The organism is Kluyvera georgiana (assembly GCF_050990895.1).
Lineage (GTDB): Bacteria > Pseudomonadota > Gammaproteobacteria > Enterobacterales > Enterobacteriaceae > Kluyvera > Kluyvera georgiana.
The window spans coordinates 2752688-2774091 of record NZ_CP158865.1 but is presented as its reverse complement, the minus strand read 5'-3'; the positions used below and the strand labels follow the sequence as shown (position 1 = coordinate 2774091).

20 protein-coding genes are annotated in these 21404 nt (G+C 57.1%); 16 read left to right on the top strand and 4 right to left on the bottom strand.

The features are described from left to right. Nucleotides 1-52: 52 nt before the first annotated feature. The gene (locus ABTW00_RS13175; RefSeq protein WP_433635978.1) at nt 53-2350 is read right to left on the bottom strand and encodes a helix-turn-helix domain-containing protein; all 2298 of its coding nucleotides are present in this window, start codon (nt 2348-2350) and stop codon (nt 53-55) included. A gap of 172 nt (nt 2351-2522) precedes the next feature. On the opposite strand from ABTW00_RS13175, the gene ABTW00_RS13170 reads away from it, so the two are divergent. Both ABTW00_RS13170 and ABTW00_RS13165 read left to right on the top strand, forming a co-directional pair. Next, the gene (locus ABTW00_RS13170; protein ID WP_065357508.1) at nt 2523-3695 is read left to right on the top strand and encodes a M20 aminoacylase family protein; all 1173 of its coding nucleotides are present in this window, start codon (nt 2523-2525) and stop codon (nt 3693-3695) included. 27 nt (nt 3696-3722) lie between these two features. After that, nucleotides 3723-5114: an MFS transporter gene (locus ABTW00_RS13165; RefSeq protein WP_433635977.1), complete on the top strand. Its 1392-nt coding sequence runs from the start codon at nt 3723-3725 to the stop codon at nt 5112-5114. 80 nt (nt 5115-5194) lie between these two features. Here ABTW00_RS13165 and ABTW00_RS13160 read toward each other — a convergent pair whose 3' ends face one another. From ABTW00_RS13160 to pspF, 3 genes are all read right to left on the bottom strand, one after another. Further along, nucleotides 5195-5368, bottom strand: coding sequence for a hypothetical protein (locus tag ABTW00_RS13160; RefSeq protein WP_164092385.1), 174 nt, complete (start codon nt 5366-5368; stop codon nt 5195-5197). A gap of 83 nt (nt 5369-5451) precedes the next feature. Then, a complete protein-coding gene (locus ABTW00_RS13155) occupies nt 5452-6027 on the bottom strand; it encodes a hypothetical protein (RefSeq protein ID WP_065357510.1) in 576 nt (191 codons plus the stop codon). A 147-nt stretch (nt 6028-6174) separates the two neighbouring features. Beyond that, the gene (gene pspF, locus ABTW00_RS13150) at nt 6175-7149 is read right to left on the bottom strand and encodes a phage shock protein operon transcriptional activator (RefSeq protein WP_433635975.1); all 975 of its coding nucleotides are present in this window, start codon (nt 7147-7149) and stop codon (nt 6175-6177) included. 167 nt (nt 7150-7316) lie between these two features. On the opposite strand from pspF, the gene pspA reads away from it, so the two are divergent. From pspA to ABTW00_RS13080, 14 genes are all read left to right on the top strand, one after another. Beyond that, entirely contained in the window at nt 7317-7985 is a 669-nt protein-coding gene (gene pspA / locus ABTW00_RS13145) for a phage shock protein PspA (RefSeq protein WP_065357512.1), read from the top strand. A 52-nt stretch (nt 7986-8037) separates the two neighbouring features. After that, on the top strand, nt 8038-8262 hold the full coding sequence (pspB, locus tag ABTW00_RS13140; RefSeq protein WP_035894063.1) for an envelope stress response membrane protein PspB: 225 nt from the start codon (nt 8038-8040) through the stop codon (nt 8260-8262). Next, nucleotides 8259-8618 (top strand): envelope stress response membrane protein PspC, encoded by a 360-nt coding sequence (gene pspC / locus ABTW00_RS13135; protein ID WP_163447468.1) that lies wholly within the window; start codon nt 8259-8261, stop codon nt 8616-8618. Before pspB ends, pspC begins: the two co-directional genes overlap by 4 nt. Before the next feature lie 14 nt (nt 8619-8632). Next, nucleotides 8633-8851, top strand: a complete 219-nt coding sequence (pspD, locus tag ABTW00_RS13130; protein WP_064545936.1) for a phage shock protein PspD — start codon at nt 8633-8635, stop codon at nt 8849-8851. A gap of 34 nt (nt 8852-8885) precedes the next feature. Then, on the top strand, nt 8886-10283 hold the full coding sequence (locus tag ABTW00_RS13125) for a YcjX family protein (RefSeq protein ID WP_064545935.1): 1398 nt from the start codon (nt 8886-8888) through the stop codon (nt 10281-10283). Beyond that, nucleotides 10280-11347 (top strand): TIGR01620 family protein, encoded by a 1068-nt coding sequence (locus ABTW00_RS13120; RefSeq protein WP_433635972.1) that lies wholly within the window; start codon nt 10280-10282, stop codon nt 11345-11347. Before ABTW00_RS13125 ends, ABTW00_RS13120 begins: the two co-directional genes overlap by 4 nt. 124 nt (nt 11348-11471) lie before the next feature. After that, nucleotides 11472-13040 (top strand): ABC transporter substrate-binding protein, encoded by a 1569-nt coding sequence (locus tag ABTW00_RS13115; RefSeq protein ID WP_433635969.1) that lies wholly within the window; start codon nt 11472-11474, stop codon nt 13038-13040. Between the two features lie 78 nt (nt 13041-13118). After that, the gene (locus tag ABTW00_RS13110) at nt 13119-14168 is read left to right on the top strand and encodes an ABC transporter permease (RefSeq protein WP_065357517.1); all 1050 of its coding nucleotides are present in this window, start codon (nt 13119-13121) and stop codon (nt 14166-14168) included. Next, nucleotides 14168-15001, top strand: a complete 834-nt coding sequence (locus tag ABTW00_RS13105) for an ABC transporter permease (RefSeq protein WP_433635966.1) — start codon at nt 14168-14170, stop codon at nt 14999-15001. Before ABTW00_RS13110 ends, ABTW00_RS13105 begins: the two co-directional genes overlap by 1 nt. Next, nucleotides 14994-15830: an ABC transporter ATP-binding protein gene (locus ABTW00_RS13100; protein ID WP_433635965.1), complete on the top strand. Its 837-nt coding sequence runs from the start codon at nt 14994-14996 to the stop codon at nt 15828-15830. Before ABTW00_RS13105 ends, ABTW00_RS13100 begins: the two co-directional genes overlap by 8 nt. Continuing rightward, nucleotides 15817-16521 carry an ABC transporter ATP-binding protein gene (locus ABTW00_RS13095; RefSeq protein ID WP_433635962.1) on the top strand — a complete coding sequence of 235 codons (705 nt, stop codon included), beginning with the start codon at nt 15817-15819 and terminating at the stop codon, nt 16519-16521. Before ABTW00_RS13100 ends, ABTW00_RS13095 begins: the two co-directional genes overlap by 14 nt. 204 nt (nt 16522-16725) lie before the next feature. Further along, complete coding sequence (gene tyrR, locus ABTW00_RS13090) at nt 16726-18267, top strand: transcriptional regulator TyrR (RefSeq protein WP_433635960.1); 1542 nt, start codon at nt 16726-16728, stop codon at nt 18265-18267. 211 nt (nt 18268-18478) lie between these two features. After that, on the top strand, nt 18479-19738 hold the full coding sequence (locus ABTW00_RS13085; RefSeq protein ID WP_433635959.1) for an oligosaccharide MFS transporter: 1260 nt from the start codon (nt 18479-18481) through the stop codon (nt 19736-19738). A 7-nt stretch (nt 19739-19745) separates the two neighbouring features. After that, the gene (locus ABTW00_RS13080; RefSeq protein WP_433635957.1) at nt 19746-21404 is read left to right on the top strand and encodes a hypothetical protein; all 1659 of its coding nucleotides are present in this window, start codon (nt 19746-19748) and stop codon (nt 21402-21404) included.

Sequence of the window (21404 nt, the reverse complement as noted above, 5' to 3'; positions counted from 1 at the left end):
GCACTTACGGCTACCAGGTACAAATGTCTGCGTGCAACTGCTTTAAAAGTCATCAAATCAGTGGGGTTAACTCGTATAACACCAGCGCATTGCTCTCCAGCGCCTCAACCACCTGCCAGCGCTCTTCCAGCGTTTCCTCGCGCACGCTGAGCGCGGGCCGGGTTGTGTGCGCCAGCCATGTCCAGCTCTCCTCGTCCGGGCCGCTGCTGCTTTCTATCGCCTCCAGCCGCGGGAAAAGCGCGCCATGGTGCTGATCGAACAAGTGGCGTTTGATTTTCCACTTACCGCTCAGCCCCTGAAGCTGCACCGGGTATTGCTGACGAAACCGCTGGATAAAGGCCTCTTCGCTGGATAGCCACGGATTAAACACCACCGGGTTGCGTAGCAGCAGCTGATAGCGCCCGCGCTGGTGCAGCAATAGCACGTTTTTGTCGTTGACCAACACGTCGCCCTGTAAACGTCGCCACAGCCACAGCACCCAATAGATGGGGCGGGGCAATCCGTGATGGTAGAAGAGCGCCAGGCTGGAAGTATCGAAGGTGCCATTGCTTCGTGCCTCACCCTGTTGGCTGGAGTTGAGCCAGAAGCCGGTAAAATGCACCCGATCGGCCAGCCCCAGCAGGTTATTCATCAGCAGCGCGCCGCGGAAGAATTCACCATTGGTTCGCCGGGTTGAGCCGGTTAGCGTATTCCACGACAGCAACCAGAGCGGCAATGCGAGCTGATGCTGGCGCAGGGCGAGCTGAATCTGGCGCACCTTATGGACCGGGTAGTTTTCCGCGGCGGCTAGCCGAGTGCGTTCGAATGGCTGCTGGTGGAAGCGTTCGTTGGCATTGGCCGAACAGGCGAGAAAGTCGGCCTCTTTCAGCAGAGGAGAGGTGAGGATCGCGTCGTCGACGGTATCGTCATCGGTGACGGTAAAGCGGTGGCAGATGCCCAGCTGCGAGTCCGGCGACCATTGACGGATAGCCGCTTTTTGCTGCGCCCAGACCTCGGCGCTCGCCTGCGGCGACCAGTGCCAGACGAACTGCCAGCTCGCCAGCGTTGACGACGGGAAGTGCTGCGCGGCGAGACGTAAAAACTGGCGCAGCAGATCGGGGCGCGTCGTCAGGCTGGTGTGGAGCAGAACCTGCCAGCCCATCCGGGCCAGGAAAGTAAAGACCTGCTGCAAATGGTACCAGCAGGCGTAGCCGACCATTTGTGGGTCGTCCCAGCCTTCACTGAACAAACGGCTGCTCAGAAAGGGTTCATGGATATCAATGCCGTGAATGGGGATCTGTGTATGGAGCGTGACCAGCGACTGACGGACATCTTCACGCAGCAGATCGTCAAGTTCGCGCAGCGTAATAATGATCTGGGTAGGACGCAACGGCACGTGGCGCAATAAGAGCGCGTCCAGGGCAATCTCTCGCGCCTGGAGGGGCGGCTGGAGCGGCGGCGGGCTTTCCCAGGCCTGCTTGTCGGTATGGTTGAGCAGGGCATAGAGCGTCTCGGCAGCCACCGGTTGCACGCGGTCAGGCGGATTTTCGCGCGTGCGGTTACGGACCACGGTGGTCGACCGCTGACGATACTGGCGCGGCGTCATGCCGTGGCGGCGCTTAAACAGATCGCTCATCATTCGTGCGCTGGCAAACCCCTGCTGCTGGGCGATGCGCTGCACGGGGAGTGTGCTTGTCAGCAGCTGTTCGCCGGCTTTTTCCAGACGCAGCGCGGTGATGTACTGCATAAAGCTGACGCCGACCTCTTTGTGAAACAGGCGTGAAAGCCAGGCTTCCGAGACGCGCTCGGCGCGGGCGATTTCAGCAAGCGATAGGCGCTGGCTGTACTGTGATTCAATCCGTGTTACCACCTGGCGGATGCGGTGGCTCCAGGTTGATTCGTTGTTGCGCGGCGCGCCCGTTTTGCGTGGTTGTTGAAAATGGGTAGCCAACAGCAGCGCAATTTCGCTAAGCCAACGGTTGGCCTCCAGTCGGGAGGGGTTTTCATGGTTGATCAGATGGGTGACCAGTAGCTGACGCATCAGGCTGCGCAGCCGCCCCTCGTGCTCCATCGTGGAGTGTGGTACTTGATAATCAAAGGCAAAAAAATGCGCGTCGAGGCGTGTCAGCCAACTGCTGGCTATCGTCAACGTCATGACCGCATTGTCCTGCCCGCTGCGCATACGCCAGCGCTGGTTGGGATTGACGATGGCCAGCGCACCGGTTTGCAGCGTACGTATGTCGCCGGTACTCTCCAGCACCACCTCGCCTTGAAGCAGCCAAATCAGCGTTAACACCTGCTGTTCGTCGTGCGTCTGCTGACGGATGTCCTGCACCATCACGGAAAAATCACTGATTTGCTGCGCTACCATTCCGCCCTCCAGCGAAGACAAAAAATAACGGTCTCTTTTTTGTCATAACTAAACCGTATGAAAAATAGTCATTACATTTTTCGTCAATATAAAACAAAAAAGCGCCTTTTGTGGTCGCTTTGCCGTCATAAACTCGACGTTATCACTGTGGAGCAATAAAGGGATAACAAAAATGACACATCCTATCGTTGAGGCATTGCAGAGTCAGGAAGCCGAATTTATCGCGTTACGCCACCGTTTCCATCAGCAGCCGGAGATTGGTTTTCAGGAGCACAAAACCAGCGCCGAAGTGGCGAAGCTGTTAAGCAGCTGGGGCTATGAAGTGGACTATGGGCTGGCGGGCACCGGCGTGGTGGGGACGCTTAAAGTGGGTAACGGCGACAAAACGCTGGGGCTGCGCGCCGACATGGATGCGCTGCCGATGCAGGAACGCAGCGGCAAAGCGTGGGCCAGCGAAACGGATGGCTGTTTCCACGGCTGCGGACACGACGGTCACACCACCACGCTGCTATATGCCGCGGAGTACCTGGCGCGTACCCGTCAGTTTAACGGTACGCTGCACCTGATATTCCAGCCGGCGGAAGAGCTGCTGTACGGTGGGCGGGTGATGCTGGAAGACGGGCTGTTTAACAAATTCCCCTGCGACCACATTTTTGGTTTACACAATATGCCGGGGCAGAAGCTGGGCAAAATTGGCCTGCGTGATGGCGCGATGATGGCCTCATCGGACACGTTGCATATTGAGGTGCAGGGCGTGGGCGGCCATGGCGCGGTACCGGAGCATACCGTCGATGCCACCGTGGTTGCCTGCCACATCACCCTGGCGCTGCAAACCATCGTCTCACGCAACATCAGCCCGTTCGACCCGGTGGTGGTGACGGTTGGCAGCATTCAGGCGGGCCACGCACCAAACATCATCAACGACAAGGTGCTGATGAAGTTGACGGTGCGTACGCTGAACGAGCAGGTCCGCAAAACCGTGCTGCAACGCATTCACGACATCGCCGTGGCGCAGGCGGAAAGCTTCAACGCCACCGCCACGCTCACCCACGTCAACGGCAGCCCGGTACTCAAAAACGATCCTCAGGCAAACCAGATGGTGCGCGATGTTGCGACGTCGCTGTTCGGCGCGGAGTCTATTGGCACGGTGAATCCGTTTATGGGCAGTGAAGACTTCGCGTTTATGCTCGAGCAGAACCCTAACGGCGCTTATTTCACCATTGGGGCAGGCGATGAGCCGGACCGCTGCATGGTTCACAACCCGGGTTATGACTTTAACGACAACATCCTGCTGACGGGGGCGGCGCTGTGGTGCGGCCTGACGGAACACTATCTGCGTGGATAAGTGACGCGCGCAACATGAGGGCGAGCCATGAGTACCGTGACGTTGAGTGAAACGCAGTATGTCGGCACCGACCGGCTGCTGACGGGGATTGTGTTAAGCGTGTTGACCTTCTGGCTGTTTGCCCAGTCGGTGATTAACGTGGTTCCGGTAGTGAAAAACAGTATCGATATTTCGCTGGAGACGCTCACCCTCGCGGTGAGCCTCAGCGCACTCTTCAGCGGCTGCTTTGTGGTTGCCAGCGGCGGGCTGGCCGACAAATTTGGCCGGGTACGTTTAACGCTGATTGGCCTGGCGTTAAGCATGGTCGGTAGCGCGCTGCTGGTGGTGTCTCAGGGGCCGCTGTTGTTCCTGACCGGGCGGATAATTCAGGGATTGTCTGCCGCCTGCATCATGCCGGCGACGCTGGCGCTGATTAAAACGTGGTACGAGGGGCGCGCGCGGCAGCGGGCGATCAGCTTCTGGGTGATCGGTTCGTGGGGCGGCAGCGGTCTGTGCTCGTTCGTTGGCGGCGCGATCGCCACTGGCCTGGGCTGGCGCTGGATCTTCGTCTTTTCCATCGCGGCGGCGTTGGCGGCATTTTTGCTGATTCGCGGCACGCCGGAGAGCCGCAGCGCCACCGCCGTGCAGCATAAAATGGATCTCAGCGGGCTGTTGAGCCTCGTGGCGGCGCTGGTACTGTTCAATCTGTTTATCTCCAAAGGTCACCACTGGGGATGGACCAGCGGCCTGTCGCTGACGATGCTGACAGGCGCCATTGTGGCGATGATCTTTTTTGTGCGCAGCGGAATGCGTAAAAAAGAGGCGGCGCTGATTGATTTCGCGCTGTTTAAAAATCGCGCTTATAGTGCGGCGGTGCTGTCGAACCTGATGTTGAACGGCGCGATTGGCACGATGATGATCACCAGCATCTGGCTCCAGCAGGGGCGGCACCTGAGTCCGTTCCAGACGGGCATGATGACGCTCGGCTATCTGGTGACCGTGCTGCTGATGATTCGGGTGGGGGAAAAACTGCTGCAACGCTACGGGGCAAGGTTGCCAATGATGGGCGGCCCGGCGATCGCGATGGTGGGGATTTTCCTGATCTCCTGTACCTTCCTCGACACCTGGACCTATATCGTCACCGTCTTTTTCAGCAACGTTCTGTTTGGCCTGGGGTTGGGGTGCTACGCCACGCCCTCCACCGACACCGCCGTCACCAGCGCGCCGGAAAATAAGGTGGGCGTCGCCTCCGGGATTTACAAAATGGGCAGCTCGCTGGGCGGCGCGTTTGGCCTGGCGATGACGGCGTCACTCTACGCGCTATTTTTACCCTACGGCATGGCAAAGGCGGCACAATACGCGCTGTGGTTTAACTGCATGTTGTGTCTGGGGGCCATTGCGGTTAGCGCGCTGATGCTGCCGCGTCGCCTTAAAAACTGATGCTTCGACTTTCTGTCACTGATTTTAAAAACAATTAAGGCTCCAGATGGAGCCTTAATTGTTTTTAAAAAACGAGCGCGTTATCCGTAATTTACGAATTTAACTTTCTTTGTCGGCCCGATAATATCCATCTCTTTTTCGCGATGGCCGAGTGTAGCAAGTTTGCTACCATCAATTGCCGTCCAGAAATCCAGCGATTTTTTGGCGGCGGTCATCGCTTTGTTTTTATCGATTTTCTTATGTTGTTTGGTCATATCGCCTCCTCGCTGGCACGTGGCCGCTGCCTATAATTTTACACCAATGCTGATTACATAACAAACAGTGCCGGGAGTCAGGATTATTCATCAAAGGTGTTCTCCATCGCCTGAATCTTACTTTTTATTCGCTGTTTGACGTCCACTACCGTGGAGGACATTCGATTTAACCGGGTGAAGTCTTCGGCAAAGCCATATGAGCGGTAGCGTGGTTTTGCTTCATCTGATGGGTCTTGAATCCCGACATCTTCTATCTCTCTCATGTCACAAAAGGTTGTTGCGTACACGAGAGCGATAGTTAATACGTTGCCCGTCAATACTGTCGTCTGGTTGCTGATGAGGTTTTCTAACATGCAGATAGCAAATTCGTCGCGGCGCGGGTCAAATCTACAAATGATTACAGCATGCAAACCATCGGGTTCGGCGTGGTCAGAGACTTTTAACGTGATATCTAAAATCCCCTCATCGGCACTTCCGGCATATTGCGCCATTGCCCAGGGCCAGTTCAGTACGCTCGTTTCAATCCCATTTTGCAGCGTTCTTTTTTCCGCATCACTTAGCACGCCAACAGAAATTCCGAACCATCCAAAAGACTGTAGAACTTGCCGTGTAACCTCAAGGCTCTGTTCATGTGTTTCCTGAATTGATAATTCGCTCACTCCATTTGCCTTTCTTTGCGATTTACGGGGATAAAATGGTAAGGCAGTTATCACGAAAGGTTAATGAATACCGTGTGTCTGAAATCAGACAATGGATTAGCCAGGAGTGGTGCTTTCAGGACGAAAGCACCAGACGGTCGTGCAAGTTTACAGCGCGTGCTTTTTCAACAATGCCCGTAGTTGGTGATAGGTTAACCCCAGCAGTTCGGCGGCGTTTTTCTGGTTAAACCGGGCCTGTTGCAGACTCTGCTGCAACAGGTCTTTTTCTTGTTCAAGCTGGAACTGACGCAGGTTCAACGGTAACGCCGGGCCCGTGATTTCCGTTGCGGGTTCGTCGGCGATGGTCGGCTGGCGGCGGAACGGATCGATAATAATGTCATCCAGCGGTTCGTCGATGGAACCGTGGCGATAAACCGAACGCTCAACCACGTTTTTCAGCTCGCGAATATTCCCCGGCCAGCGGTAGTGCAACAGCGTGTCGCGGGCGCGGTCGGTAAAACCGGGGAACAGCGGTAGCTTCAGCTCGCGACACATCTGGATAGCGAAATGTTCGGCCATCAACATGATGTCGCTCTGGCGTTCGCGCAGCGGCGGTAGTAGCACCACATCAAAGGCCAGACGGTCGAGCAGGTCGGCGCGGAAAGTGCCTTCTTCCACTAACTGAGGCAGATCGGCATTGGTGGCGCACACCAGGCGGACGTTAACCTGCAGCGGCTGACTGCCGCCGACGCGCTCCAGCTCACCGTATTCAATCACCCGCAGCAGCTTTTCCTGCACCAGCATCGGCGCGGTGGCCAGCTCATCAAGAAACAGCGTGCCGCCATCGGCGCGTTCAAAACGGCCGGGGTGGCGCTTTTGCGCGCCGGTAAAGGCGCCCGCTTCATGACCGAACAGCTCGGAATCGAGCAGGTTTTCGTTCAACGCCGCGCAGTTCAGCGAGATAAACGGCCCTTGCCAGCAGGAGGAGAGGTAGTGCAGACGGTTGGCGATAAGCTCCTTGCCCGTGCCGCGCTCGCCGATAATCAACACCGGCTTGTTGAGCGGTGCCAGCCGGGAAACCTGCTCCAGCACCTCGATAAAGCGGTTGGCCTCGCCGAGAAGGGTATCTTTGTAATCTGCCATGATGAAATTCGCCACTTGTTGGTGTAATTCGCCATTTCACTGTAGGCGTTTGCGGCGCAAAATTCAATCACATCGTTTATAATCAATAAGATAAAAAGTTGGCACGGAAGTTGTAATAGTCATTGCGCAGGGCTAAGCCCGAAACACAGAACTATGAGGATTGAACAATGGGTATTTTTTCTCGTTTTGCCGACATCGTGAACGCCAACATCAACTCGCTGCTGGAAAAAGCGGAAGATCCGCAGAAGCTGGTCCGTTTGATGATCCAGGAAATGGAAGACACGCTGGTGGAAGTGCGCTCCACTTCCGCCCGTGCGCTGGCGGAAAAGAAAGATCTGACTCGCCGCGTCGAACGCGCGCTGGCGCAGCAGGAAGAGTGGCAGGAGAAAGCCGAGCTGGCGCTACGTAAAGATAAAGAAGATCTGGCACGCGCGGCGCTGATCGAAAAGCAGAAGCTGACCGACGTGATCGCCACTCTGGAACATGAAGTGACGCTGGTGGATGAAACCCTGGCGCGGATGAAAAAAGAGATTGGCGAGCTGGAGAATAAGCTCAGCGAAACTCGCGCCCGTCAGCAATCTCTTGCACTGCGTCATCAGGCGGCGAATTCGTCCCGCGATGTGCGCCGTCAGTTGGACAGCGGTAAACTGGATGAAGCGATGGCTCGCTTTGAATCCTTTGAACGCCGTATCGACCATATGGAAGCCGAAGCGGAAAGTCATCGTTTTGGCAAACAACCGTCGCTGGATCAGCAGTTCGCCGAACTGAAGGCCGATGATGAAATCAGCGAGCAGTTGGCCGCGCTGAAAGCCAAAATGAAGCAGGACACCCAATAATGATCCCGGCGGCACTGACCGTGCCGCTGCTCATACTATATAAGGAGTTTCTATGAGCGCGCTTTTCCTCGGCATTCCCCTGACGTTATTTGTCCTGTTTGTATTGCCGATTTGGCTGTGGCTGCACTACAGCAATCGCTCCCGCTCTGGCGAGTTGTCCCAGGGCGAGCAGCAGCGGCTGATGCAGTTAACCGATGACGCAAAGCGGATGCGCGAGCGTATTCAGGCGCTGGAAGCCATTCTGGATGCTGAACATCCAAACTGGAGGGACAAATAATGGCGCTGGATTTTAACAAAAAACTGTGGCGAATCCCGCAGCGGGGCATGGTGAAAGGGGTCTGCGCCGGTATTGCCGAGTACCTCGACGTGCCGGTGAAGCTGATTCGTATTATTACCGTGCTGGCGATGCTATTTGGACTCTTTTTCTTTGTCGTTGTCGCCTATGTCATTTTAACCTTCGCCCTCGACCCGATGCCGGAAGGGGTGATGAACAACCCGCATCAGCCCTCCAGCCGCGATTTGTTGGATGCGGTGGATGCTGAATTAGCCGCCGGTGAACAGCGGTTACGCGAGATGGAACGCTATGTGACGTCCGATACCTTTACGTTGCGCAGCCGTTTCCGTCAGCTCTGATACAGAGGTGAATAATGAGCAATAAATGGCAGCGGGCAGGCCAGAAGGTGAAGCCCGGTTTGAAAATCGTCGGCAAGCTTGCCCTGCTGACCGCACTGCGCTATGGCCCGGCAGGCGTTGCCGGGTGGGCGGTGAAGTCCGTTGCCCGCCGTCCGCTGAAGATGTTTCTGGCGGTGGCACTGGAACCGCTGCTGTCGCGCCTCGCCAAACGCTATTTCCCCATGGCAAAATAGCGCTATCGGCGTTGACAGGAGTGTCTGATAAGCAATGAAGCGACTCAAAAATGAATTCAATGCGCTGGTCAACCGTGGCGTTGACCGGCATCTTCGCCTTGCCGTTACCGGCCTGAGCCGTAGCGGCAAGACCGCTTTTATCACCGGCCTGGTGAATCAACTGCTGAACGTACATACCGGCGCGCGGCTGCCGCTGTTAAGCGCGGTGCGCGAAGAACGCCTGCTGGGGGTGAAACGTATTCCTCAGCGCGACCTCGGCATTCCCCGTTTTACCTACGATGAAGGGCTGGCTCAGCTGTACGGACAGCCGCCGTCGTGGCCAACACCGACGCGTGGCGTGAGCGAAATTCGCCTGGCGCTGCGCTACAAATCGCATGACTCGCTGCTGCGCCACTTTAAAGAAACTTCCACGCTATACCTGGAGATTGTCGATTATCCCGGCGAGTGGCTGCTTGACCTGCCGATGCTCAATCAGGACTACCTGACCTGGTCGCGGCAGATGACCGGTCTGCTGAATGGTCAGCGCGGTGAGTGGTCGGCCAAATGGCGTCAGCTGTGCGCCGGGCTGGATCCGCTGGCTCCGGCCGATGAAAACCGGCTGGCGGAAATCGCCCAGGCCTGGACCGATTATCTGCATCAATGTAAGCAGCAAGGTCTGCACTTCATCCAGCCTGGACGGTTCGTGCTGCCCGGCGATATGGCCGGCGCGCCCGCGCTGCAATTTTTCCCGTGGCCGGACGTTGACGGCGTGGGAGAGGCAAAACTGGCGCAAGCCGATAAACACAGCAACGCCGGGATGCTGCGCGAACGCTTTAACTACTATTGCGAAAAGGTCGTAAAAGGCTTCTATAAAGATCATTTCCTGCGCTTTGACCGCCAGATTGTGCTGGTGGACTGCCTGCAGCCGCTGAACAGCGGGCCGCAGGCGTTTAACGATATGCGCCTGGCGCTAACGCAGCTGATGCACAGTTTCCACTACGGTCAGCGCACGCTGTTCCGCCGCCTGTTTTCGCCGGTCATTGATAAGCTGCTGTTTGCCGCCACCAAGGCGGATCACGTCACCGTGGACCAGCACGGCAATATGGTGTCGCTGCTGCAACAGCTGATTCAGGACGCCTGGCAGAACGCCGCCTTTGAAGGCATCACCATGGACTGTCTGGGGCTGGCGTCGGTACAGGCAACGCAAAGCGGGCTGATTGAGGTGAACGGCGAGAAGATCCCCGCGCTGCGTGGGCACCGGCTGAGCGACGGACAGCCGCTGACCGTTTACCCCGGCGAGGTGCCAGCGCGTCTGCCGGGGCAGGCGTTCTGGGATAAACAGGGCTTCCAGTTTGAGGCTTTCCGCCCGCAGACGATGGACGTTGACCAGCCGCTGCCGCATATCCGCCTGGACGCCGCGCTGGAGTTTTTAATTGGAGATAAGCTGCGATGACCGACTCATTTAAACCGCGAATCGATTTTGACGGGCCGCTCGACGAAGTGAAGCCGGAACAGTTTAAAACCGCACAGGCGTTTGAGGGGGATGCGGCGGATAAATTTGCTCCCGTCGCGCTCGATGCCGACGGCGAGCAGGAAGGGCAGGCCGAAGCCACCGTGGAAGCGGCGCTGCGGCCAAAACGTAGCCTGTGGCGTAAAATGGTCACCGCCGGGTTGACGCTGTTTGGCGCCAGCGTCGTGGCGCAGGGCGTGCAGTGGACGGTCAACGCCTGGCAAACTCAGGACTGGGCCGCGCTGGGCGGCTGCGTCGCCGGTGCGCTTATTGTCGGCGCAGGCGTGGGTTCGGTCGCGACGGAATGGCGCAGGCTGTGGCGGTTACGCCAGCGCGCACAGGAGCGCGATGAAGCGCGGACCTTGATGCACAGCCACGGCGTGGGGAAGGCGCGCGCGTTCTGCGAAGGGCTGGCGCGTCAGGCCGGGCTGGATCAGTCGCATCCGGCGCTTCAACGCTGGTACGCGGCGATCCACGAAACCCAGAGCGATCGCGAGGTGGTGAGCCTCTACGCGCATCTGGTGCAGCCGGTGCTGGATGCTCAGGCACGTCGTGAAATCAGCCGCTCGGCGGCGGAATCGACGCTGATGATCGCCGTCAGCCCGCTGGCGCTGGTGGATATGGGCTTTATCGCCTGGCGCAACCTGCGCCTGATCAACCGCATCGCTAATCTGTACGGCATTGAGCTGGGCTACTACAGCCGCCTGCGCCTGTTCCGCCTGGTGCTGATTAACATCGCCTTTGCTGGCGCCAGCGAACTGGTGCGTGAGATTGGTATGGACTGGATGTCGCAGGATCTGGCGGCGCGTCTGTCCACCCGAGCGGCGCAGGGCATCGGCGCCGGGCTGTTGACCGCACGCTTAGGTATCAAGGCGATGGAACTTTGCCGTCCGCTGCCGTGGATCGATAACGACAAACCGCGTCTTGGCGATTTCCGCCGCGAGCTGGTGGGGCAGTTGAAGACCACGCTGCAGAAGGGGAAAAACGCGGCGACGCCCGAGCAATAAGCGAAGATAAATAACCTTATAACAAAATGGCATAGAGTATATTTATACTTAACTTTACTGAAAGTGACATGCGGGGCTAACTTAGCGGATACCGTCAACTGCATGATCACTCTCAGGAAGTCCGATGACCAGAAAACTGCTGCCGTTATTTGTGCTGACCGCGCTGTCAGCCTCCGCTTATGCCGCCACGCCGCCGAATACGCTGGTGGTGGCTCAGGGGCTGGATGATATTGTCAGTCTCGACCCGGCGGAAGCCAACGAGCTTTCCAGTATCCAGACGGTGCCGAGCCTGTACCAGCGGCTGGTGCAGCCAGACCGCAACGATCCGGCAAAAATCACGCCGATTCTGGCGGAAAGCTGGCAGGCCGATGCGGCGGCGAAAACGCTGACCATCAAGCTGAAAAACGACGCGAAATTTGCCTCCGGCAACCCGCTACGTCCCGAAGATGTAATTTTCTCTTACATCCGTGCCGTGACGCTGAACAAATCACCGGCATTTATTCTCAACGTCCTCGGCTGGCAGCCGGACAACATCGCCAGCCATCTGAAAAAAGTGGATGACCATACCCTGCAGCTCAGCTGGACCGCCGACGTCAGCCCGGCGGTGGCGCTGAATATTCTGTCCACGCCCATTGCCTCGATTGTGGATGAGAAGCTGGTAGCCGCCAACGTGAAAGGCGGCGACTTCGGCAACGAGTGGCTGAAAATGCACTCGGCGGGCAGCGGCGCGTTCAAAATGCGCGTCTATCAACCGCATCAGGCGATCGTCCTTGAAGCCAACGCAACGTCGCCAACCGGCGCGCCGAAGCTGAAAAGCGTGATCATCAAAAACGTGCCTGACCCGGCTTCCCGTCGTCTGCTGATTCAGCAGGGCGACGCCGACGTGGCGCGCGATCTGGGCGCTGACCAGATTGACGCTCTGCAGGGCAAGCCGGGCCTGCAGGTGCTGAGTATTCCTTCCGCTGAACAAAATTACCTGGTGTTCAACACCGGCAACAGCGCTAACCCGCTGCTGGCCAACCCGGCTTTCTGGGAAGCGTCCCGCTGGCTGGTGGACTATAACGGCATCACTAAAGATTTGCTGAAAGGCCAGTACTTCGTGCATCAGAGCTTCCTGCCGGTCGGTTTCCCGGGCGCGCTGGATAACACGCCGTTCAAATTTGACCCGGCGAAAGCGAAAGAGATTCTGGCTAAAGCGGGCATTAAAGATGCGCACTTTACCCTTGATGTGGAAAATAAACCGCCGTTTATCACCATCGCGCAGTCTATGCAGGCGAGCTTTGCGCAGGGTGGGGTGAAGGTCGATCTGCTGCCTGCCGCCGGCAGCCAGGTTTACGCTCGGGTGCGGGCGAAACAGCATCAGGCGGCGATTCGCCTGTGGATCCCGGATTACTTCGATGCCCACTCTAACGCCAGCGCCTTCGCCTATAACGACGGTAAGTCCAGCACCGTGGCCGGGCTGAACAGTTGGAAAATCCCTGAGCTGAACAAAGCGACGCTGGCGGCGGTGGCCGAGCCGGATGCGGCAAAGCGCCTCGACCTGTACAAAAAAATGCAGGAAGAACTGCAACGTAACTCGCCGTACGTGTTTATCGACCAGGGCAAAACCCAGATTGTGGTTCGCGATAACGTGAAAGGCTATCAGCAGGGGCTTAACGCCGATATGGTTTGGTACGACCGCGTGACGAAATAGACCGTCTGATAAACATGGCCCGGCGGCGTAAACCGTTCGGGCCATTGTCGTTTTTTCTCGTTGATATACGGAATTCACATGCCCGCCGCTTTACCGAATCCCACCGCGCAACGCACCCGGCGTTTTCTGTCGGCGCTATTGCAAGGTCTGCTCACGCTGGCGCTTACCCTGCTGGGGCTACTGCTGGTCACTTTCGCGCTCTCTGCGCTCTCTCCCGTTGACCGGGTGCTGCAAATTGTTGGCGATCACGCCAGCCAATCGACTTACGATCAGGTGCGTCACCAGCTTGGCCTTGACCGCTCACTGCCCGTACAGTTCTGGCACTATCTTGTTAATCTGGCCCACGGCGATCTCGGTACCGCCAGCGCCACCGGTCAGCCGGTACTGCACGATTTGCTGGCGGCGTTTCCGGCAACGCTGGAACTGGCGACGCTGGCGCTGATTATCGGCGCGTTCTTTGGCGTAATTGCCGGCGTGCTCTGCGCCCGCTATGCCGGTTCTCCGTGGGATTTAGCCGTGCGTACGCTGACGCTGCTGGGCAACTCGGTGCCGATTTTCTGGCTTGGGCTGCTGATGCTGGCGCTGTTCTACGCGAAGCTGCAGTGGAGCTCCGGCCCCGGTCGTCTGGACGATATCTACCAGTTCACTATCGAAGCGAAAACCGGCTTCGCGCTGATTGATACCTGGCTTTCCGGCGACAAAGACGCATTTCGCAATGCCTTCAGCCACCTGGTGCTGCCCGTTTTGCTGCTGGCCTACTATTCGCTCGCGAGCATCACGCGCCTCACGCGTTCCGCCTGCCTGAGCGAGATGAACAAAGAGTACATTCTGCTGGCGCGCGCAAAAGGTGCGGGCGAGATGAGCATTCTGCTTCGCCACGTGCTGCCGAACATTCGCGGTACGCTGCTGACGGTGATTGCGCTGGCCTATACCTCGATGCTGGAAGGCGCCGTGCTGACCGAAACGGTGTTCTCCTGGCCGGGCATTGGCCGCTATCTGACGACGGCGCTGTTTGCGGGCGATACGGCGGCGATTATGGGAGGAACGCTGCTGATCGGCGTTTGTTTTGTGTTGATTAATAACCTCACCGATGTTCTGGTGCGGCTAACCGACCCGAGGGTTCGCTGATGCCAGCTTCGCTATTTTTACGCCGTCTGTTGCGTTCACCTGCGGCATTCTGCGGGCTGATCGTTATCGCTTTACTGCTGCTGGTAGCGCTTTTCGCGCCGTGGCTCGCGCCTATCGATCCGAACTGGCAGGATGCCGCGCTGCGCCTGCAAATGCCTTCATCCCAGCATTGGCTGGGCACCGACAGCTACGGACGCGACCTGCTCTCAAGGCTGATTTACGGTACCCGCCCGGCGCTGGGGCTGGTGGCGCTGGTCACGGTGATTACGCTGCCGGTGGGGCTGCTGATGGGGATTCTCTCTGGCTATTACGGCGGCTGGCTGGAGCGCATTCTGATGCACTTTACCGACGTGGTGATGTCGATGCCGCGATTGATTCTGGCCTTTGCCTTCGTGGCAATGCTTGGGCCAGGGCTCGTCAACGGCGCGCTGGCGCTGGCGCTCACCACCTGGCCCGCCTACGCGCGTCAGGCGCGCAGTGAGATTCAGCGTCTGCGGCACAGCGATTATCTGGCCGCCGCTGAGATGATGGGCATTCGCGGTCTGCGGTTGCTGGTGGGCCATATTCTGCCGCTGTGTCTGCCGTCGGCGATCGTGCGGCTGGCGCTGGATCTGGCGGGGATCATTCTGGCCGCCGCTGGGTTAGGTTTCCTCGGTCTGGGCGCGCGTCCGCCGATGGCGGAGTGGGGCGCGATGATTGCCGATGGCATGCAGGTGATATTTGACCAGTGGTGGATAGCCGCCGCGCCGGGGGCCGCGATTCTGATCGCCAGCCTGGCGTTTAACCTGCTGGGTGATGGTTTACGAGACGTACTGGAGCCGCAACATGACTGAGCCACGACTCTCCGTAGAAGGGCTGAATATTGATTATCCCGGCGCACGCGTCGTCAACCAGATGCGCTTCACCCTCGGCAACGAGCGGCTGGCGCTGGTGGGGGAATCCGGCTCCGGTAAATCGATGACCGCACGTGCGCTGATGGGGCTGGTGCGCAAACCCGGCATCGTAAGCGCTAAGCGCCTCAACGTACTTGGGCGCGATGTGCTGTCACTGAATGCTAAAGGCTGGCAAGCGCTGCGCGGTAACGATATCGCGATGGTGTTGCAAGACCCTCGCTATGCGCTGAATCCGGTGAAAACGGTTTATGCGCAGTTGGAAGAAGCGTTAACGCTGCATCAGAGACTGAGCCGCCGTGAACGACAGGAGAAAATTGAAGCCGCGGTGCTGGCGATGGGACTGGACGTACGGGTACTGAGCCGCTATCCGGGCGAGCTGTCCGGCGGCATGGGCCAACGGGTGATGATCGCGATTGCGCTGATCAACGACCCGCAGGTCCTGATTGCCGATGAGCCGACCTCGGCGCTGGACGCGCGGCTGCGTAACCAGATCCTGGAGCTGCTGGTGACCCAGTGCGAGCAGCGGCATATGGCGATGCTGCTGATTAGCCACGATTTGCCGCTGGTGGCCCAGCACTGTCATCGCGTGCTGGTGATGTATCAGGGCAACGGTGTTGATGAGATGGCGGCCCGTGAGCTGCCACAGGCGACGCATCCTTATACCCGCACGCTGTGGACCTGCCGCCCGAATGCGCAAACTTACGGGCAGATGCTGCCGACGCTGGACCGCACGCAGAATTTTGAGGAGGCGGCGCATGACGATCGTTAATCTTGAGGCGCTGCAGGTGACCTTCGGTGACAAAACCGCGGTATCTGCCGCCAGTTTTCACGTCGATGCGGGAGAGACCTTTAGCCTGATTGGTGAGTCGGGCTGCGGTAAATCGACGATTTTGCGCGTCATTGCCGGACTACAGCGCGAGTGGCGCGGCAACGTCGCGCTGTTTGGTCAGCGCATTGCGCCGGGAGCACGTTTCCAGGGTGAACGACGCCGCAACGTACAGATGGTTTTCCAGGACCCGTATGCGTCTTTGCACCCGAACCATACGCTGTGGCGTACGCTGGCAGAACCGCTGCGCATTCACGGCGAGGCGGAGATCGACATGCGCGTGCGTACCGCACTGGAACAGGTGGGACTGCCCGCTGATGCCGCCAGCCGCTACCCGCATCAGCTCTCCGGCGGCCAGCGACAGCGCGTCGCGATTGCCCGCGCGCTGCTGCTGCGGCCCAAAATTTTGTTGCTGGACGAACCTACGTCGGCGCTGGATATGTCGGTGCAGGCAGAGATCCTCAATTTGCTCAATCGCCTGAAGCTGGAGCACAGCATGACCTATCTGCTGGTCAGCCACGATGCGGATGTGATTGCACACATGTCCGACCGCGCGGCGTTTATGGCCGGAGGGGTGATTCAGCGCTTTTTTGACCGTACTGCGCTGGAACGCGGCGAACACCGGATGGGGTAACGCTTTAACTCCCTGGCACAATGGTCCCCTCTCCCCAAAGGGACGAGGGGCCGTTAAGAGCGGTTTATTAATTGAACGCATAACTTTACGGCACAACGGCCATTTTCCCGCCATACTGTCAATAATTGTTGACAGTTATCTTCCCGCCAGCCGAGAACTGTCTTATTATTCATGCGTCTTTGGCTCTTAAGGGTGAACACTCCCATGCGTCTTGAAGTCTTTTGTGAAGACCGTCTCGGTCTGACACGTGAACTGCTCGATTTATTGGTGCTGCGCGGCATTGACCTGCGCGGTATCGATATCGACCCTGTTGGCCGAATCTACCTGAATTTCGCGGAGCTGGATTTCGCCAGCTTCAGCAGCCTGATGGCGGAGATCCGCCGTATTGCTGGCGTCACCGACGTCCGCACCGTACCGTGGATGCCCTCCGAGCGCGAACATCTGGCGCTGAGCGCGCTGCTGGAAGCGATGCCGGAGCCGGTGCTCTCTTTGGATACGCGCAGCAAAATTGAACGCGCTAACCCGGCAAGCTGCCAGTTGTTTGGTCTTAGCCAGGAGCGCATGCGCAACCATAACGTGGCGCAACTGATAAGCGGCTTCAACTTCCAGCGCTGGCTGGAGAGCGATACGGTGGAGTCACATGCTGAACATGTGGTGATCCACGGGCAAAACTTCCTGCTGGAGGCCACGCCGGTCTATCTCAACGGTGAGAATGACGCGCGTATTCTGGCCGGTGCGGTAGTGATGCTCCGCTCCACGCTGCGCATGGGGCGTCAGCTGCAAACCATGACCACGCAGGATGTCAGCGCGTTCAGCCAGATTGTCGCCGTGAGCCCGCGCATGCGTCAGGTGGTGGAGCAGGCGCGCAAGCTGGCGCTGCTGACCGCGCCGCTGCTGATCGTCGGCGAAACGGGCACCGGTAAGGATCTGCTGGCGCATGCCTGCCATCTGGCGAGCCCGCGTGCGGCGAAGCCGTATCTGGCGCTGAACTGCGGCTCCATTCCGGAAGATGCTGTGGAGAGCGAGCTGTTTGGCGACGCCGCCGACGGTAAGAAGGGCTTCTTCGAACAGGCTAACGGCGGGTCGGTGCTGCTGGATGAAATTGGTGAAATGTCGCCGCGTATGCAGACCAAACTGCTGCGCTTCCTTAACGACGGCACTTTCCGCCGCGTTGGCGAAGATCACGAAGTGCACGTTGACGTGCGCGTTATCTGCGCGACGCAGAAAAATCTGGTGGAGCTGGTGCAGAAAGGGCTGTTCCGCGAGGATCTCTACTATCGCCTTAACGTCCTGACGCTGAACCTGCCGCCGCTGCGCGATCGCCCGCAGGACATCATGCCGCTGACCGAACTGTTCGTTGCGCGCTTTGCCGATGAACAAGGGATTTCGCGGCCGAAGCTGTCTACTGACCTTAACACCGTGCTCACCCGCTACGGCTGGCCGGGAAACGTTCGTCAGTTGAAAAACGCGGTCTACCGCGCGTTGACCCAGTTAGAAGGTTACGAGCTGCGTCCGCAGGACGTGCTGTTGCCGGATCATGATGTTTCAAGCGCCGCGGTCGGCGAAGAGGCGATGGAAGGCTCGCTGGACGATATTACCCGTCGTTTTGAACGCTCGGTGCTGACCCAGCTTTACCGCAGCTATCCGAGCACCCGTAAGCTGGCCAAACGGCTGGGCGTATCGCACACGGCGATTGCGAACAAATTGCGGGAATATGGCCTGAGCAATAAGAAAGGGGAAGAGTAACCCTTTTCCCACATTGTCCCGGCAGCGCCGTGCTGCCGGGATAAATTGCCCCGCATCAGAAAAGAAAAATTTGCATCATAATTCCAAAACTTTCACCGTTTCCTACGTCAATTAACGCATCGATTTGCGCAGAATGATTTTTTTTGTGATCTCAATGCCGTTTTAGAACAAGTCTCCCGAATACTGTTGGCACTCCAAAATAGGGGGGTGTATGAATACGTGCGACGGTGCAGTAAAAGCAAGGCGGAAAATTTATATTACGCTGAGCCTGTTTATATTAGTGTACTTCTTTTCATGGAAAGCCACGCTGGATACCTATTCATTCTGGTTGTCAGAAAAAATAGGTTTAGATGGTGTCGCGATTGGTATTGTTTTTGCGGTTAACGGTTTTTGTGCCGTGTTGATTAAACCAGTATATGGCTTTTTAATTGACAGGCTCGGGCTACGCAAAGATTTATTGTTCTTTATCTCTCTGATTTCGATTACCGTATTTCCGTTCTTCTTTTATATCTACAAACCACTGTTACAGCATGTCCTGTATCTCGGTATCGTAGCGGGCGCGGTATTTTTGAGCATGGGATATTATGCAGGCTGTGCTGCGGCAGAATCCTATCTTGATCGTTTTGGGCGTCTTTTTGACCTTGAATTCGGGCAGATCCGGATGTGGGGGGCGATCGGCTCCGTTTTCTCGGCGGCAAGTACGGGCTACATTTTCAACATTAACCCGATGATTAACTTCGGTATCAGTTCCGTTGGTGCGCTGATGATTCTGGTTATCGTCATGACCTTGAAGATTGAGGTCAGCGATGAAGTGAAAAGCCGTATTATCGCCAAAGAAAAAACCACGTTAAAAGACATTACTGCACTGTTTCAACAGCGTAAATTCTGGGCGTTTGTCCTCTATGTCTGCGGCGTAGTATGGGTGCTGTTCGTCGCTGAGCAGCAGTATCCGCGTTTCTTCATTACCTTTTTTCCCAGCAAAGAGGCCGGGCACCAGATGTATGGCTATCTGGGGGCGGCGAGCCTTGGCTGCGAATTCCTGTTTATGATGATTGCGCCGGGGATTGTCAACCGACTGGGGCCGAAGGCCGGGATGCTGATTACCGGTTTTGTGGTGGCGGCACGCTTTATCGGTTCCGGGTTGGTCACGAGTGCACTGGCGATTGGCATTATTAAACTCTCCTGGGGAATTGAAATGTCATTCTTGCTGGTGTCGATATTTAAATACCTGGAGCTAAATTTTGATAAAAAAGTAAACGGCACAATGTATTTATTAGGCTACCAGAGCGTTAACTATATTGGTACGGTACTGCTTTCGCCTTTAAGCGGCTATTTGTATGAAAAAATTGGTTTTGCTGATACCTATCTATTGATGGGAGGGACGGTGCTGCTGTTTACGATTATTTCTGCAGTGTTGTTGAAAAACAATCAATCCTCAGCCCGATTTACATTGAATACCGAACACTCATGAGTTGAAAATGAAAAGAGAACACATTATTAGCCAGCTGTACCAGGTGATAAACACCACCGTCAATAGAACCCTGAATAAGCAGAAGAGTTTTGGGCACACATTAACGCTGGATGGCGATCCTTATGTAAGCGGTAAATTTGCGCTGGCATTAAGTTTATTACTTGAAAGGGGAATGGAACCCGCCGACGCATGGCGAGGCGTATGGCCGGTGCTGGTTGCCTTGCCTTGCGATAATTGGGGGAAATACTATTTTCTTCAGGCGCTGCTGAAGCTAAAACAACAAGAAAAACTGGAACGTGTGCTGAGCGCTGAACAGCTGATGACACTGCGCAACAAGTTGAACTGGCAAGAGATGGTTGACGAGGGGACGTGGCAATTGAATTCGCGTTTTCCCACTAACTTCTATGGCGTGGCGTTTAGCGTTGCACGTTTGCGTTTTTTATTGGGCTGGGAGAGCGAGCGGGCATCGCAGGAAATTCTGCAGCGATTGCTTGCGCATTATCGTGCCCACGCGCAGAACGGTTGTGCGGATGAGACTAACGGACATGGGCGTTTCGACCGCTACAGCGTGTTACTGGTAGCGGAAATTTGCCAACGTCACCTCGAAACCGGATTAGAAGTTGCCGACTGGCTTAAGAGCTCATTGCGACAGGCGGTGACGTTGGTGCTGTCCATGCTCAACAATGACGGCAGTGGTTTCCAGTGGGGGCGCTCGATTGGCGCTTATGGTGACAGCGCCTTTAATGAAATTCTGGCTGTCAGCGCACGCTTAGGTTTGCTGAATTCGCAAGAGCAGGCCGCGGCGAGCGCATTTTCGCAGGCCTGTACCGATCGCTTTCTTAATTTCTGGTATGACGACGACGAGCAAAGCGTGAATCTGTGGTTTAAGGGGCGACAGACGGATGCATATCGCGCTGAACATCGGTTGGTCGGCGAGAATATTAGCCTTTGTGTGCAGCATCTCAATGTACAGCAAGCGTGGACCCATCTGCCCGTTCCCGAAGCGCGTGCAGCGGGGCCGCTATCGCCCGCGCTCACCTTTACCGCATTCCGCGATGTGGGCTACACGCGCGGATTGTACCTGTGGCATGACGGCCAACGCACCTTTACGCTGCCGCTGATCAACGGCGACCGACCTTATCATGCGACGTCACCTTATTTCCCTACTCCCTTTAGCGCGGGGTTATTGACCGGCGTGGCGCAAGGCGATGCGCCGCTGTGGGTGCCGGGGATACATGACCAACACGGGCGGGTACTGCGACCACTGGTCTGGTTTCGCGATTGTCGCTACCAGAAAACCGCTGAAGGTTGGGAGATAGTTTTTGAGTGCGATGCGCTGGATGTCGTCTTCGAAGAAGGGGATACGGTGCAAGAACCGCAGCGCGACCCCGATTTCAGCTGCCGGACACGCTACCTTATCGCGCCGGGAAGCGTGACGCGCGAGGATACCTTCACCTGCCCGCCGGGGTGTGCGACGCGTGTCGAGCTGCTGGCTGCCGTGTACGACGCGCATCTGCCGGTAACGCTGCAAGGCTATACCGATACCGAACGCCGATGTACGACGTTATGCAGCCCGACCGGCCCGCTGGCGCAGGAGATCGTTGGGCGAAGTGAATTGTCTGGTCAAACACAATTGACTGTGAGTTGGCAGGTTTGTTACGGCTAA

Bases quoted from the DNA above. Each gene is read 5' to 3' on its own strand.
- ABTW00_RS13175 (WP_433635978.1), bottom strand. From the start codon at position 2,350: ATGGTAGCGCAGCAAATCAGTGATTTTTCCGTGATGGTGCAGGACATC.
- ABTW00_RS13170 (WP_065357508.1), top strand. From the start codon at position 2,523: ATGACACATCCTATCGTTGAGGCATTGCAGAGTCAGGAAGCCGAATTT.
- ABTW00_RS13165 (WP_433635977.1), top strand. From the start codon at position 3,723: ATGAGTACCGTGACGTTGAGTGAAACGCAGTATGTCGGCACCGACCGG.
- ABTW00_RS13160 (WP_164092385.1), bottom strand. From the start codon at position 5,368: ATGACCAAACAACATAAGAAAATCGATAAAAACAAAGCGATGACCGCC.
- pspF (WP_433635975.1), bottom strand. From the start codon at position 7,149: ATGGCAGATTACAAAGATACCCTTCTCGGCGAGGCCAACCGCTTTATC.
- pspA (WP_065357512.1), top strand. From the start codon at position 7,317: ATGGGTATTTTTTCTCGTTTTGCCGACATCGTGAACGCCAACATCAAC.
- pspB (WP_035894063.1), top strand. From the start codon at position 8,038: ATGAGCGCGCTTTTCCTCGGCATTCCCCTGACGTTATTTGTCCTGTTT.
- pspD (WP_064545936.1), top strand. From the start codon at position 8,633: ATGAGCAATAAATGGCAGCGGGCAGGCCAGAAGGTGAAGCCCGGTTTG.
- ABTW00_RS13125 (WP_064545935.1), top strand. From the start codon at position 8,886: ATGAAGCGACTCAAAAATGAATTCAATGCGCTGGTCAACCGTGGCGTT.
- ABTW00_RS13120 (WP_433635972.1), top strand. From the start codon at position 10,280: ATGACCGACTCATTTAAACCGCGAATCGATTTTGACGGGCCGCTCGAC.
- ABTW00_RS13115 (WP_433635969.1), top strand. From the start codon at position 11,472: ATGACCAGAAAACTGCTGCCGTTATTTGTGCTGACCGCGCTGTCAGCC.
- ABTW00_RS13110 (WP_065357517.1), top strand. From the start codon at position 13,119: ATGCCCGCCGCTTTACCGAATCCCACCGCGCAACGCACCCGGCGTTTT.
- ABTW00_RS13105 (WP_433635966.1), top strand. From the start codon at position 14,168: ATGCCAGCTTCGCTATTTTTACGCCGTCTGTTGCGTTCACCTGCGGCA.
- ABTW00_RS13100 (WP_433635965.1), top strand. From the start codon at position 14,994: ATGACTGAGCCACGACTCTCCGTAGAAGGGCTGAATATTGATTATCCC.
- ABTW00_RS13095 (WP_433635962.1), top strand. From the start codon at position 15,817: ATGACGATCGTTAATCTTGAGGCGCTGCAGGTGACCTTCGGTGACAAA.
- tyrR (WP_433635960.1), top strand. From the start codon at position 16,726: ATGCGTCTTGAAGTCTTTTGTGAAGACCGTCTCGGTCTGACACGTGAA.
- ABTW00_RS13085 (WP_433635959.1), top strand. From the start codon at position 18,479: ATGAATACGTGCGACGGTGCAGTAAAAGCAAGGCGGAAAATTTATATT.
- ABTW00_RS13080 (WP_433635957.1), top strand. From the start codon at position 19,746: ATGAAAAGAGAACACATTATTAGCCAGCTGTACCAGGTGATAAACACC.